The organism is Pseudomonas sp. SL4(2022), assembly GCF_026625725.1.
In the GTDB taxonomy this organism is placed as follows: domain Bacteria; phylum Pseudomonadota; class Gammaproteobacteria; order Pseudomonadales; family Pseudomonadaceae; genus Aquipseudomonas.
On sequence record NZ_CP113060.1, the window covers coordinates 4209641 to 4223150 of the forward strand.

16 protein-coding genes and 1 pseudogene are annotated in these 13510 nt (G+C 58.8%); 8 read left to right on the forward strand and 9 right to left on the reverse strand.

The genetic code is table 11. The features are described 5' to 3' along the window. Nucleotides 1-2: 2 nt before the first annotated feature. The gene (locus tag OU997_RS19815; RefSeq protein ID WP_108487461.1) at nt 3-893 is read left to right on the forward strand and encodes a metal-dependent hydrolase; all 891 of its coding nucleotides are present in this window, start codon (nt 3-5) and stop codon (nt 891-893) included. A gap of 24 nt (nt 894-917) precedes the next feature. On the opposite strand, the gene rmuC is transcribed toward OU997_RS19815, so the two are convergent. The 4 genes from rmuC to OU997_RS19835 all read right to left on the reverse strand — a co-directional run bounded on the left by rmuC (nt 918) and on the right by OU997_RS19835 (nt 4666). After that, nucleotides 918-2279: a DNA recombination protein RmuC gene (rmuC, locus tag OU997_RS19820; RefSeq protein ID WP_267809936.1), complete on the reverse strand. Its 1362-nt coding sequence runs from the start codon at nt 2277-2279 to the stop codon at nt 918-920. 189 nt (nt 2280-2468) lie between these two features. Then, entirely contained in the window at nt 2469-2873 is a 405-nt protein-coding gene (locus OU997_RS19825; RefSeq protein ID WP_108487459.1) for a tetratricopeptide repeat protein, read from the reverse strand. A 380-nt stretch (nt 2874-3253) separates the two neighbouring features. Beyond that, the gene (locus tag OU997_RS19830) at nt 3254-4006 is read right to left on the reverse strand and encodes an RES family NAD+ phosphorylase (protein ID WP_108487458.1); all 753 of its coding nucleotides are present in this window, start codon (nt 4004-4006) and stop codon (nt 3254-3256) included. A gap of 291 nt (nt 4007-4297) precedes the next feature. Beyond that, nucleotides 4298-4666 (reverse strand): antitoxin Xre/MbcA/ParS toxin-binding domain-containing protein, encoded by a 369-nt coding sequence (locus OU997_RS19835; protein WP_108487457.1) that lies wholly within the window; start codon nt 4664-4666, stop codon nt 4298-4300. Between the two features lie 531 nt (nt 4667-5197). Between OU997_RS19835 and cysP the strand changes: the two genes are divergently transcribed. The 3 genes from cysP to cysW all read left to right on the forward strand — a co-directional run bounded on the left by cysP (nt 5198) and on the right by cysW (nt 7954). Continuing rightward, on the forward strand, nt 5198-6211 hold the full coding sequence (gene cysP / locus OU997_RS19840) for a thiosulfate ABC transporter substrate-binding protein CysP (RefSeq protein WP_108487456.1): 1014 nt from the start codon (nt 5198-5200) through the stop codon (nt 6209-6211). Between the two features lie 70 nt (nt 6212-6281). Then, complete coding sequence (cysT, locus tag OU997_RS19845; protein WP_256582898.1) at nt 6282-7130, forward strand: sulfate ABC transporter permease subunit CysT; 849 nt, start codon at nt 6282-6284, stop codon at nt 7128-7130. Continuing rightward, on the forward strand, nt 7127-7954 hold the full coding sequence (gene cysW / locus OU997_RS19850; protein ID WP_267808238.1) for a sulfate ABC transporter permease subunit CysW: 828 nt from the start codon (nt 7127-7129) through the stop codon (nt 7952-7954). The genes cysT and cysW overlap by 4 nt, the downstream gene beginning before the upstream one ends. A gap of 61 nt (nt 7955-8015) precedes the next feature. Here cysW and OU997_RS19855 read toward each other — a convergent pair whose 3' ends face one another. The 3 genes from OU997_RS19855 to OU997_RS19865 all read right to left on the reverse strand — a co-directional run bounded on the left by OU997_RS19855 (nt 8016) and on the right by OU997_RS19865 (nt 9471). Next, nucleotides 8016-8825, reverse strand: a complete 810-nt coding sequence (locus OU997_RS19855) for an OmpA family protein (RefSeq protein WP_267808240.1) — start codon at nt 8823-8825, stop codon at nt 8016-8018. Further along, on the reverse strand, nt 8822-9223 hold the full coding sequence (locus OU997_RS19860; RefSeq protein ID WP_267808242.1) for a DUF4398 domain-containing protein: 402 nt from the start codon (nt 9221-9223) through the stop codon (nt 8822-8824). The genes OU997_RS19855 and OU997_RS19860 overlap by 4 nt, the downstream gene beginning before the upstream one ends. Nucleotides 9224-9309: 86 nt before the next feature. Continuing rightward, nucleotides 9310-9471 (reverse strand): hypothetical protein, encoded by a 162-nt coding sequence (locus OU997_RS19865; RefSeq protein WP_158271536.1) that lies wholly within the window; start codon nt 9469-9471, stop codon nt 9310-9312. 540 nt (nt 9472-10011) lie between these two features. Here OU997_RS19865 and OU997_RS19870 point away from each other — a divergent pair. Then, nucleotides 10012-10557 (forward strand): hypothetical protein, encoded by a 546-nt coding sequence (locus tag OU997_RS19870; RefSeq protein ID WP_267808244.1) that lies wholly within the window; start codon nt 10012-10014, stop codon nt 10555-10557. Between the two features lie 10 nt (nt 10558-10567). On the opposite strand, the gene OU997_RS19875 is transcribed toward OU997_RS19870, so the two are convergent. Further along, a complete protein-coding gene (locus OU997_RS19875; RefSeq protein ID WP_256582897.1) occupies nt 10568-11296 on the reverse strand; it encodes a S1 family peptidase in 729 nt (242 codons plus the stop codon). A gap of 187 nt (nt 11297-11483) precedes the next feature. Here OU997_RS19875 and OU997_RS19880 point away from each other — a divergent pair, with 187 nt between their 5' ends. Continuing rightward, nucleotides 11484-11699 (forward strand): general stress protein CsbD, encoded by a 216-nt coding sequence (locus OU997_RS19880; RefSeq protein ID WP_108487451.1) that lies wholly within the window; start codon nt 11484-11486, stop codon nt 11697-11699. A 7-nt stretch (nt 11700-11706) separates the two neighbouring features. Here the strand turns inward: OU997_RS19880 and OU997_RS19885 are convergent, their stop codons facing one another. Beyond that, nucleotides 11707-12276 carry a hypothetical protein gene (locus OU997_RS19885; RefSeq protein WP_108487450.1) on the reverse strand — a complete coding sequence of 190 codons (570 nt, stop codon included), beginning with the start codon at nt 12274-12276 and terminating at the stop codon, nt 11707-11709. 106 nt (nt 12277-12382) lie between these two features. Here OU997_RS19885 and OU997_RS19890 point away from each other — a divergent pair, with 106 nt between their 5' ends. Together OU997_RS19890 and OU997_RS19895 are read left to right on the forward strand one after the other, a co-directional pair. Further along, complete coding sequence (locus tag OU997_RS19890) at nt 12383-12919, forward strand: DUF3087 family protein (RefSeq protein ID WP_267809937.1); 537 nt, start codon at nt 12383-12385, stop codon at nt 12917-12919. 157 nt (nt 12920-13076) lie between these two features. Beyond that, a pseudogene (locus tag OU997_RS19895) lies at nt 13077-13492 on the forward strand (transposase); the annotation flags it as partial. Nucleotides 13493-13510: the final 18 nt, after the last annotated feature.

The following is a 13510-nucleotide window of genomic DNA, read 5'->3' on the forward strand; positions in this document are numbered from 1 at the left end:
CCATGAGCCAACACCACAGCCTGCAGCCGCGTAAAGTGCGCTTCGACTTTGCCAACACCCCGCTGCACTGGGTTCCTAATGAGCCAGAAGCTTCGCACATCATGAACAGCCTGCACCTGATCCTGCCGGCGGGCGAGTTCTGGTTCTGCCGGGTGTATAACAAGGCTCTGCTCCTGGTCACCGACCCGCAACTGCGTGAGGACGTCCAGGGCTTCGTCAAGCAGGAAGCGCAGCATGCCCGCGCCCACGACAGCGCACTGACGCCTTACCTGCTGCGTCATGGCATTGACCCAACACCCTTTACTGGACCGCTCCACTGGCTGTTCGACCACGCGCTGTGTGATTTCCCCCTGGGCAATAACGCCATCAGCCGCTTTATGCAGCCCTGGTGGCTGCGTCAGCGGGTCGGCATCATCGCTGCGATTGAACATTTCACCTGCGTGCTGGGTGACTGGATCATCACCACCCGCAGCCTCGACCATGCCGACCCGGTGATGCTTGACCTGCTGCGCTGGCACGGTGCCGAGGAAGTCGAACACCGCAGCGTGGCCCATGATCTGCACGTGCATATCGGTGGCAGCGTGGTAATGCGCTGGTTGTATATGCTGATTGCAACGCCCGTGCTGATCTTTCTGTTCAGCACAGGAATGAAGACCCTGATGCGCCAGGATCCGGTGACCCGATACCGTCCCGGCTTCCTCTACCTCTGGTATCAACTGGGTAAACGCGGCTTGCTACCGCGTATGGGCAGCATTGGCCGCTCCGTACTGCGCTACTTCAACCCCCGTTATCACCCGCGTAGTGAAGGTGATATCAGCGTGGCGCTGGACTACCTGGCCAACTCCCCGGCAGCACAACGTGCGGCAGCGGAACAGACACTACTGGGGGCATAAACCCTAGCTGCGGGCCTACCGCGCCTATTCACTTATTTCGTCCAGCACCCTAACCCCGGCCGCCTGTTCGAGCAGTTCGACAGGCAGGCTTTTGCTCGCACGGGCACCGAGCAGCTTGAGGTTTTCCACCCGACTGATGATATTGCCGCGCCCCTCGCAGAGCTTGTTGCGCGCCCCGGCATAAGTCTTGTCCAGTTGTTGCAGGCGTGCGCCCATTTCATCCAGATCCTGGATAAACGCCACGAACTTGTCATAAAGCGCGCCAGCGCGCTCGGCAATCTCGCGGGCGTTCTGGCTTTGCCGCTCCTGCCGCCACAGGCTGTCGATCACCCGCAAGGTGGCCAGCAGCGTGGTCGGGCTGACAATGACGATATGCTGATCGAAGGCCTCCTGAAACAGCCCAGGATCGGCCTGCAACGCCGAGGCGAAGGCCGCTTCGATCGGCACAAACAGCAACACGAAGTCCAGGCTGTGCAGACCTTCCAGGCGTTGGTAGTCCTTGAGCGACAAGCCCTTCAAATGGCTGCGCAGCGACAGCACATGCTGCTTGAGCGCTAGCTGGCGGCTGGCCTCGTCTTCGGCGGCAATAAACTGCTGGTAAGCGGTGAGACTGACTTTGGCGTCCACCACCACTTGCTTGTCGCCGGGTAGCTGGATCAGCACATCGGGCTGAAAGCGCTCGCCATCGGCGCTCTTCAGGCTGACCTGGGTCTGGTACTCGCGGCCCTTCTCCAGGCCGGCGTGTTCCAGCACCCGCTCCAGTACCAACTCACCCCAGTTGCCCTGAGTCTTCTGGCCCTTGAGGGCGCGGGTCAGGTTGGTGGCTTCATCGCCCAGGCGCTGGTTGAGCTGCTGCAAACGCTCCAGCTCCTTACCCAGGGAAAAGCGCTCACGGGCTTCCTGCTGATAGCTTTCTTCCACGCGTTTTTCGAAGGATTGAATGCGCTCCTTAAGCGGGTCAAGCAACTGGCCGAGCTGTTGCTGGCTGGTTTCAGCAAAGCGCTGCTCGCGCTCATCGAAAATTTTTCCGGCCAGCTCGGCGAACTGCGCACGCAGCTCATCACGCGAGCCTTGCAGGTCGCTCAAACGCTGTTGATGGCTGCCCTGCTGTTCCTTGAGTTCAGCACTGAGCGCGGCCCGCAGTGCATCTAGGCGTCGGATTTCAGCTTCCTGTTGTTCGCGCTGATGGCTCCAGGTCTGGGCCGTTTCGCGAGCAATCTGCCGCTCCTGTAGCAGCAGGTCGGCCTCACGGCGCAACGCGGCCAGTTCGGCCTGCTGGTCGGCCTTGATCTCGTTGATTTCGGCGATTTCCTCGCGGCTGCCTTCCAGCTGCGCCGCTAATCCGGTCTGGGCCAGCAGGGCATGGTTCAGACGTTCCTGCAGCAGGCTGAAATCCAGCTGCTGGACGTTCAGACGGCGTTGCAGTGACCAGGCCAGGTAAAGAAGAGGCAATGCGGCGACGGCAAAACCGAGCAGCGCCGGCGCCAGCGCGGTGGACAAATCGATGGGCATTGAGCAGCTCCGCAGAGAAGTACTGGCAGTATAACCAGTATTTTCCGCCACTGAACCTTTCTATCAGAGCTGCTTGAGCAGGTGCTGCGCCTCTAGCGAGCCTTGCCCAGCAGCCAGCTCCAGCCAATGCCGAGCCTGTTGCGGCTCCAGGGTACGTGGCTGGCTATAGAGCTGACCAAGTTCCAGCTGAGCACTCACATCCCCAGCACGAGCAGCCTGACGCAGCAGCTCGAAGCCCATGCGCCGATCACGCGGATTGCCGCAATCGCGGCACAGCATCTGCCCAAGACGGACCTGCGCCTGCACGACACCCTGCAAAGCAGGTTGCTTGAGTAGTCGACCGGCAAAACGTTTAACGCAGGGGGCATGGCCGAGACGGGGGCTGTCCAGTAGCCAGAGCGCAACACGGGTTGGCAGGCGTGGAACAGTGACGGGTAAAGCAGGCAGACGAGTGATTGCGCGAGGCATAAGAAGCAGCGGTGGCCGGGAAGGCGCGCAACTCTACTCCTTTTTCCGCCAAGGTAAAGCCTTGCAAAAAACGCCAACCTGCGGTCTAGAGCAAGCGCTCGGGTTAATCCACAGAAGCTGTGGATAACTTCGTGGATAACATGGGAGCAAGCGTCTTCATCGCCGATGGTGTGGGCCTCAGAGTTAAACTGGTGGTTTTTTCACCAACGTAAAAAACCTATATTTTTCATTGACTTATAGAATCAACAAAAAAAATCAAGGATTTACGTCAAGCACTGCATCTTGCTTGACAAGGCGCATCGCAATTGTGCACAAGTTGCTGCGTCACGCCGCCGCATTGCCCTTTTTCAGGGCAAAACGCTCTGAAAAAGCCGCTCTGCCTAAGCCGGGCGCGGCAGCTGACCATCCACCTGATAGGTAGCCAGACGAAAAACTCTAGGCGTGTCAGGAACCTGAGCACTCTTGAAGGCCACATAATCAGCCGTGGTTTCACATAACCAGCTCAGCAGGTTGCGTGGTCGCTTTTCTGCCAACGCGCTAGGGACGAATAGCGCAACGTTGCTGCCCTTCTGCGGGCAGCGCGCTGAACGGTATTCAAACGCTTCAACCCCTGCCACGCGCATTGCAGCCCCCAGTGCCTGACAAGGTTGGTAAGCGCTGACGTGGCAGAGTTCAGCCTGATATTCCACAAAAGGCGGATGCTGCAACTGAATACCGCGCGCCACCTGATAGCGCGCCTCGAAGGTGCAATGCTCAGACAGAATGCGCCCGCTGGGCGGTGCAACGCTCATGCCCTCCCAGAGCAGAAAGCGGTAATAGGCCGCCTCAGCCATGGCCGTATCGATGCGCAGCGCACCGTAGAACAAGCTCGGCTCATGTACCGATCCAAAGCGCGACCCCCAACGCAACGGAGGATAACGAAACGGCGTTTTCAGCAGGTAATGCAGCGGCTCGGCACTTTGCGGCAGTGGCGGCTTGCTGGTTTCCAGCAACTCTTCTAGCAGAGCCTGCTCGGCCAGGGTATCGACCAGCTGCAGGGTCGCGACCTGGGCCTGACTCTCGACCAGGCGTACCAGGCGCCCACGCAGTGGCTTGATCTGAGCCGAGCCTTGGCAGTGTTGCCAGATATCCATGGTGGCGCTGTCCTTGACTTTTATTCTGCAGGGTAGTTTTCAGCGGCTGTTTAGGGCCTCACGAGCGAGAGCCCAGCGAGGCAAAAACAGGCGCAAATCGAAGCGTTACGGAGAACAGTCCACGGCTGGCCCGCAGGACGAGGGCTGCGAATCAAGCGGTGTGTACTTTTGTTCATGGGCATTACTCGCTTCGCTCGTCCTACGGGTCGCACTGAAGCGCATGATCGGCAAACGACTTTGGAGCTGTTGCTAACGCTGCCGGGCCGGCGCGCAGCAACTCATAAATTGCCTCTAGCCCTTGCCACGAATCGCATCGAGATACTCCACCACCCGCACCAACCCCTGCACCTGCAGCATCAGCGACAGTGGCGGCGCATCCAGGTGGCGGTTATCGGTACGTAGAAAATGCTGCATATCTGCCAGGTTTCCGCCAAACAAGGCAAACAGTGAGCGGTAAACACGGATCAGCAGGAGCGCCAGCTCTCCCGTTTTGCTATGCACACGCAGCCCCCCATCGGCCCAACGCGAGATGGCCGTCCGATGCACGCCCACGATGTCTGCCAACTCCTGCTGGGTCAGCCCTAATTGTTCACGGGTATTAAGCAGCGCCTTGGCAAGCACCGCATCAGCGTCGGTGACAGGACGAATCAGTGCACTCATTGAAACCCCGACCTAAATGTCTGTTAGCTACAAAGCTAGCACTACATGCTGTAAACACACAATGAGAAAACACGAGCCGCCCTGGGCACACATCCACAGCCATACATCACACGCCACGGCTCAAACGACAATCGGAGGATCGATCAACCCATGCCAAGATCTTTGCCCAATTCAGCATCTAACCGATCCACAAACATCTGTATCAAACGCTGGCGAGGCTGCTCTCGGGCAGCACTTGGTAATAGTTCATCTCTGGATGCACAACATGCTCGCCTACCCGGCACAGCAAGTTCGGCGTTAACAGTCCATCGACCAGATGCCGCCAGCGGATGGCAACCACTCGAACCAAAGCCTGCAGCCGTCTGAGCACACAGCTTCTATAAGACGAAAATCGAATATAAGTATCGTTAAAAATTACTTTTTAAGAATAATAAAGTTGTGCACTATCGCGCTCAGCAACCTGGCCAATGAAGGTCAGGCATTCAAGCAAACGCCTGTAAGACGGGCTCAATGACGAGGAAAGTCTGCATCATGCTAAAGAAACTTTTGCTGGCCAGCGCCATCACCTCAAGCCTGCTAGGCAGCGTCGCGGCACTGGCTCAGGACAAGCCGATTTTGAATGCCTCCTACGACATCGCCCGTGAGCTGTTTGCCGAGATCAACCCCAAATTCGTTGCCCACTGGAAAGCCCAGACCGGCAAAGAATTGGTGATCGATCAATCGTTCGCCGGCTCCTCGCGCCAGGCGCAGGACATCATCCAGGGCAAGAAGGTGGATATTGTCACCTTCAACCAAGTCACCGACGTGGACATCCTGGCCAAACGCAGTTTGGTGCGCGAAGACTGGGCCAAGCAGTTCCCCAACAACAGCTCGCCCTACTACAGCACCACCGCCTTTTTGGTGCGTAAAGGCAACCCGAAAAACATCAAGAACTGGGACGACTTGGCCCGTGCCGATGTGAAACTGGTGTTCCCGAACCCGAAAACCTCCGGCAACGCACGCTACAGCTACCTGGGTGCCTGGCTGCACGCCAATGAAGCGTTCGGCGGTGATGAGGCCAAGATCAAGGAATTCATCGGCAAGATCCTGCGCAACGTCGAGAACTTCCCAACCGGCGGTCGCGCTGCCACCGTCGCTTTCGCTCAGAATGGCCAGGGTGATGTGCTGCTGACCTTTGAATCGGAAGTGGTGAACATCGCCAATGGTGAAGAATTCAAATCCGGCGAATTTGAAATTGTCGTGCCGCCGGTCAGCGTATTGGCTGAGTTCCCGGTCGCGCTGGTGGATAAAGTGGTCGATGAAAAAGGCACCCGCGATGTGTCCAAGGCCTACCTGGACTTCCAGTACAGCAAAGACATTCAGCAACTGCTGACCACCTTTAACTACCGCGTGCACCACCCAGAGGTGGCCGCAGCGACTAAGGATCAGTTTGCGCAAATCCGCCTGATCAACCCAACTGAAGTGCTCGGCACCTGGGACGAGATCACTGCCAAGCATTTCGATGCTGATGGTATTCTTGACCAGCTGTTGGCTGAGGGGCGCTGAGTCACTCCAGCTTTACGTCATCACACAAGCCGCCGTCCCTACGGCGGTTTGTGCATTTAGAGATTTCTGCGTGCCTACTACTCCCCGCTTTTTCCTGCAGAATCCGCTGCTGCCAGGTTTTGGCCTGAGCTTTGGTTTCAGCACCTTTTATATCTCGCTGGTTATCCTGTTCCCGCTATCGGCGTTGCTGCTGTATGTCAGCGACATGAGTTGGGCGCAGTACTGGCGGGCGATTAGCGACCCGCGTGTAGTGCAGAGTTACAAGGTGACCTTGAGTGGTGCCTTTTATTCGACCATTGCTGCGCTGCTGATCGGCCTGTTGCTGGCCTGGATCATCACCCGCTACGACTTCCCCGGCAGGCGTCTGGTGGATGCGCTGGTCGACCTACCCTTTGCCCTGCCCACATCCGTTGCCGGGCTGACCCTGGCCACCTTGCTGGTCCCCGGTGGCTGGCTGGGCCAATGGCTGGCACCACTGGGCATCAAGGTGGCCTACGCCTACCCCGGCATTCTGATTGCCATGGTCTTCACCAGCCTGCCCTTCGTGGTGCGCACCGTACAGCCAGTGTTGCAAGACCTCGGCCGTGACTATGAGGAAGCAGCCAGTACCCTGGGCGCCAGCCGCTTGCAGACATTTTTCTATGTGGTGCTGCCAACCCTGACCCCGGCGCTGGTCACCGGGGCGTCGCAATCCTTTATCCGCAGCCTCGGCGAGTTTGGCGCGGTGATCATGATTGCCGGCAATATCCCGTTTAAAACCGAAGTCTCCTCGCTGATGATTTTTGTGCGGTTGCAGGAGTTCAACCACAACGCGGCTGCGGCGATTGCCTCGGTCATTCTGCTGGCCTCACTGGTGCTGCTGTTCAGTCTGCAAGTGCTGCAAGGCCGCCTGTTCAAATGGCAACGGCAAGGCAAATGAGAAAACCACAACACTGGCATCAATGGCTGCTGATCGGCCTGGGCCTGAGCCTAGTCACCCTGATTCTGCTGATACCGCTGGCGCTGATTTTCATCATGGCGTTCTCCGGCGGACTGGAACTGCTGTGGGGCAACCTCAACGAAGATTACATGCTGCATGCCATCGGCCTGACCCTGCTGGTGGCGGCGCTGACCGTGCCGATCAACCTGTGCTTCGGCATCATGCTGGCCTGGTGCGTGACCCATTACGATTTTCGTGGCCGCAAACTGCTGACCACCGTACTCGACATTCCCTACGCCGTCTCACCGGTGGTTGCAGGCTTGTGCTACCTGGTGGTGTATGGCCTGGAGCATGCGCTGGGACGCTGGTTCTACGACAACGGCGTACAGCTGATGTTTGCCTGGCCGGGCATCGTCATGGTCACCGTCTTCGTCACCGCACCCTATGTGGCGCGCATCCTGATTCCGGTGATGCAGGCCCAGGGCCAGGATGAGGAAACGGCCGCCCTGTGCCTGGGCGCCAATGGCTGGCAGATCTTCCGGCATATCACCCTGCCCAAAATCAAATGGGCATTGCTGTATGGCGTGGTGGTGACCAATGCCCGCGCAGTTGGCGAGTTTGGTGCGGTATCGGTGGTGTCCGGCACCATCCTCAACCAAACCCTCACCCTGCCCTTGCTGGTCGATCAACTGAACAACGACTACAAGCCTGCTGCCGCCTTTACGGCGGCGGCTTTGCTGGCGTGTATGGCACTGCTGACCCTGCTGCTAAAAACATTCATGGAATGGCGCCAACGCACCCTGATGCAGCGCGCAGAAGCCTGACAAGAAACGACCTGGAGCGCCCGGACAGTTGGTCGGGCCACGTGCAGCACCAATGATGAAGCTAACGCAACGACGTCATGCCATCGCTGATGATGATCTCAACCCGTCGATTCATCTGCCGCCCAGAGGCTGATTCGTTACCGGCCACCGGCATGCTTTCTCCCTTGCCGGAAGCGCCCAGACGACTGGATGCGACGCGCTGACTGATGAGGTACTGCTGCACCGAATCGGCACGTCGCTGTGACAGGCTCAGATTGGCTTCTTCACTGCCTACGTTATCGGTATGCCCTTCGATCAACACACTACGATCAGGATGTTGATCGAGGAAATTCGCCAGTTTGTGCAAGTTATTGGCCGTACCGGCACGCAACTCGGAACGCCCGGTGGCAAACAGCAAATCGCCCAGGGTCATAACCAGACCCCGCTCGGTTTGTTTGGCATTCAGTTCATCAAGCTGTTGCTGCAACTCACTGCTGTGCTGCAACGCCTGATCAGCCTCGCGGGTACGTGAATCCAGGCGAGCACCTTCTCGCTGCTCACTGAGGGTTCTGCGCTGGTCCTCATAGAAACGGGTTTGCGCCAGGGCTCTGGCAATTTCCACCTTGCGGTCGGCTATCACCACCAAGTGTTGGCCCAGCGCCTGCTCATCCGCACGATCCTTGCGCGGTTGTTCAGCGACGATCACCGCAGCCTCAGCCGCCTTGAGGGCAACAGGAGCACGGGTATTCAACTGCGGGTCGGCCTGTAACCGGGCGAGGTTACGGCGAGCATCTGCGGCGCCTTGCGGCATGCTCGGCGGTGCAGCGCATCCCGCCAGTAGCAGACTGATTGCAGCGGCTAGCAGGGCTGAAGGATTCCGAATAGTGTTCATTGTGCTGCTCCCGTATTGCGTTGCATTTCCTGTTTCAGGCTGTTGGTACTTTTCTGCATTTCGTCATTGACCACCTTGGCCTTGGTCGCCTGTGACCTGGCCAGTGCCAACTCGGCCTCGACCCGCGCCTGATCAGCCAAACGTTCAGCCAACAGCATCTCCTCACGCTGCACCGCTGAATTTGCGGCTGCGAGTTTCTCGCGGGCGATACCCAACTCCGGTGAGGCGTAGTCCGCAACCCGTGCCTGCTCAGCATTGCTGATTGCCGACTGGGCGGCTTGCAACGCCTGGCCTGGTGGTAAAGGCGGCGAAGCGCAAGCGCTAAGCAGCAATACGGCACACAGCCCGCTCATACGCAGTAATGCCAAACCTGCAACGGTGGATGAAGTCCTGTTCATAAGGGTGTCCTCAGTAACAACGGTGAATTGGACACGTCACGGCTCGAGCCGCACACGCACCCGGATGGGCAAGCTAAAACGCCCGATCAGCGCGACAGGCAGCTTGGGAAGGCAATGGGGTAAGAAGCGCTGACACAGCGTGCTGCGCTGTCCTGTGCCAGGTTCATGGCCATCTTCAAGCTGACCAAGGCCAGGCCGGCATAGCTCATGGCAAACAGCAGCAACAACAGGCGGTAGTTCGCTTTCATGATGATCGTTCAGCCTGTTGCCTGGGGCGGCAGGTCGCCTCAACGGTTCTGCCAGGCGTTGGCGAACAGCCATAGCCATGACACGTGAATAAACCAGCAACCTGGGCTTCGGCATCAATTCGAGAGAACGCATAACGAGCCTGCAACAGCCCCGCCAAACGCAGCCGATGGCCTGTATTGTGCAAAGTCTGGTCACCACCCAGGCGTGCCCAGTTCATCTGGATTGCGCCGCACAACTGTCGCCATCGACCTTGCAGTTGCTGCAACAGCAACAACGTCATGGACGAGCGTGAACACTGTCGTAGTAATGACCCCATGTCGGTCTCCCACTCATACCGCTGTGCCCTGGCTCAGGGTGCAGCTCAATGCGTGGAGCATCACAGGGCTGCTTGAAGCTGTCGGTTCGCTGGCGCGCATAGCCAAACCCATAACGAACCACTCTGCGGCGGCCTGAGTACGCCGGCGCACAGACAGCCCAACACGGCTCCACTAGGCTGAGCGCTTCGGCTGTCATGACAGTACCCACTCGGGAGCAGCAAAATGGACCTCTACCATCACCATATATCGGGCTTCTTCAGCCAGCGCAGCAGCGCCGAACAGGCACTGGCACAGCTGATTCAACGCGGTATGCATAGCGAACAGCTGCACATTTTCAGCAGCGGCATTCAGGCCCAACCTGAACAGGTAGCGCAAACCAGCCGCAACAGGCAGTGGCGCGATAGGCTGATCGACATCGCCATTGGTATGGCCATCGGGATCGGTATTGGTGCGCTGATCGCGGTGGCTCTGATCGTCAGCGAGGCGCGCCTGTTATATACCAGTGCGCTACTGGCACCCTTTGCCCTGATGGGTATGGGTGCTTTCATGGGGGGTGCGCTCGGCAGCGTAATCGGCGCTTCGGCGAGTACCGGCTTGCAGCACGGCAAGCTTACTAAACGACTGGATAAAACCGTCGACGTAGTGCTACTGGCACAAACCCACAGTGCGCAGGAAACCACTCTGGCCCGCGAAGTGATCAAGGCCACTGCCGGGCTGGTCAAGGACATCAACATGGCAAACGACCGCACACCACAGCCTTCACAGTGAGCGAGCGCTGCTAGACAGTAAGTGACAGCAGAATATCGGCGTACCACGTACAGTTCAGTCCCAGAGCCTCATCCCGCTCGTGGTCCCGCGAGCCTAGGTCAAAGCGCGCCGAATGTACGCCCAACAGCATCCACGGCAAAGCATCCAGCCCGCTCCCGGGCATGCGCATCACCACAGGCGCGCCGCTGCTGCCCCGGTGCGTCCGAGCATCCGTGAGGAAGTAGCCCTGCCCCTGGAAGCGCAGGCCGAAGGAAGACGCCACCACCGCATGGCGCACCACCGCAAGATGGTGCAGGGTGTCGTGAAACCCCAGTGGAAATCCCACCACCAGTAACGCGCTGCCCACTTCGACCCGCGCCTGAGGCGGCTGCAGGTGCGCGGGAGTGAAGGCGTGGTAGACCATGCTCGCAGGCAGGGCTGCCCGGTCGATTTCCAGCACCGCCACATCCACCTCTCCGGCGCCGTCGCAGCCTTGACGCCAGAGACGCTGACCATCGCGGTACAGCGGCATGGAGAACCCTGTGGTCTGCGCCGCATTATGCAAGTCGGTATGCACTTCGATCTCGAGCCGATCCGGAAAATGCTGGCTCGGCTCATCAATCATTACGTGGCGGCTGGTGACGAGAAACAGACGCTGCTCATGGGCGAAGTAGAAACCGCTGGCATTCGCCAACCGTTGTTGGCCGCTAAAGGTGCAAACCCGTACAGCCGTCAGCAGCACCGACTCAATCATCGACATAGCGGTACATCCTTGCAGTGATCGCCCAACGACGTGGGGCAAAGATTAGCTGGCCAGCCACCTGGGTTCAGTTCGCCAGCGCGCATAAGCGCTCTAGCGCACCGACGTCATACCCTGCGGCTGTCAGGCTGCGGCTCAGTCCAAATGCCTTTACCCGCGCCCGCGGGCAATCTCAGGAGTGTTCCGAATGAGCAGGCCACTGACCGAAATCATCCAGAAGAACTGGCGCACACTCGCCGGCCTGGCGCTGATTGTCTGGGATGAACTGACCCTGGATGAGCTGCTCAAGTCCGGCGGCGATGCCGAGAAACTGACGAACCTGGTGCAACAGCGCTATGACATGCCTCAGGCTGACGCCAGCAAGCAGGTCATGAGCTTTTTCGAACGTCACCGCAGTACCTGAAACAGCTTCATTTCAGGCGATAGCGCGCCAGCTCGCTGGGACTCAGCACGCGCATGCGCGGCGGCTCTGTGCGGTTGATTGCATCAAGGAGTTCCAGCGACACCTGCATGTCCCTGAAATAGGCCACCTGGCTGGCCCGACTGAGATTGCCGGAGGCCGAGTGCACCGAGTCGCTGCCCGAGTAATAGGGTCGGTGGATGCCAACATGGCCACGCACGGTCTTATTTCGCCCCGCTGCCAGCAGGTAGACACAACTGCCCTGACACATGCCCGTGGACGGAACCAGGCTGTCAAAGCCGGTTTCCCGCAACAACCGGCCCATGCGCATGGCCTCACTGACACTGCCACCAATGCTGTCGAGCATGACGACTTTCCGGGCAAACTTACCCGGATTGGCCTTGATGCCCTTGAGCAAGGCCTCATAATCGCCCGGCACAATATCCTCCGAGACCTTGGCTACCAGAATCCGCCCCAAAGTCTTGTGCTGCCCAGCCTGCACCTCGACCTTGGCCAACGCCTGACTGGAACCCAGCAACGCCGCACAGGCGATTACAGCTTGAAACACACTACGCCTCATAAACCCGTTTTTTCCTTAACCCATAGCGCGAATGGATGGGCAAGATACCTTTCCCTCGCTGAGCGCGCACAACCTAATTCATCGCAGAGAGAGCCCCGTGGCCACGATGTTCGAAATCCAGCCCTTCAATCCTGAACACTACCGCCAACAGACACGCCGCAGCACAGTGATCATCGCGTTGAGTTTCGTCGCCACGGCCCTGCTGCTGTCCACACTGACGGTCACGCTGTTCGGGCAGCCTGACGGCGACAACTTTCGCTGGAATCTTGCTGGCGTGGTGCTCGCCCTGCTGCTGACCGCTGCCGTGGTGCGTCGCTTCATGTGGTCACAGCCGTGGATGGCTGCCGCGGCCTACGGCTGGCAACTCAAACGCAGCCTGATGCGCATTACCAACGTCATGCATCACGTCAAAGCCGGGGTCACTGCCCATGATCCGCAAGCCATGTGCCTGCTGCGCTTTTACCACCAGGGTCTGACCCAAATGCATCAGCTGGATGGCAATTCCAGCGGCCTCAGCGAGGCCGTTGCGGAGATCAACCGACACCTTGAACGCATGGAAAGCCTGGAGATGGACACCGACCAGCCGCGGCTGGATCCAGTCTGGCTTGAGCATGTAAAGAAAATTACGCCCTTGCCCGGCTGATAACACATCACCGGGCACTGAAGATTAGAGGCCCTGCAACAAGCGCCCTTCTCCTTCGGTGAGAGCCTCGATCAGAGTTGCCAGACGAGAGTCAGGCAACGTGCGCGGCAGCAGATCGAAACCGGCGCTGACAAAAACCTGGTTGTCGGCATTGCGCAGGTCGGCAAATGACTATCGCTACCCCAACGGCAAACCACTGCGCATGAACGGCGCGCTTCACCCAGCAAAGATCGCGGGTGACCAAGGCCAATACCATCATCTACCGCTCAAGCCAAACTGACTGCGCCAGCTGTCCTTTGAAAGCGAAATGCTGCCCCAACACGCCGAACCGGAAGATCGCGGGTAGCCTCCATGAGGCTGCCCGCGACGTGGCTCGACGCATCGCCAAGACACCGCAATACCTCATCTCTCGTTACGAACGAAAGAAGGTGGAGATGCTGGATCATGAAATTTGGCCGCTTAGGGCTGCGCGGCCTGACGGGTACGACTGACGAATTCACCATGGCCGCGACCGCGCAAACCCTGCGACGCTTGGCCAAGCTTTTGCCTCAAGAACCACCGCTCAAGGGATAGGTACGCCTGCTGCGAGCA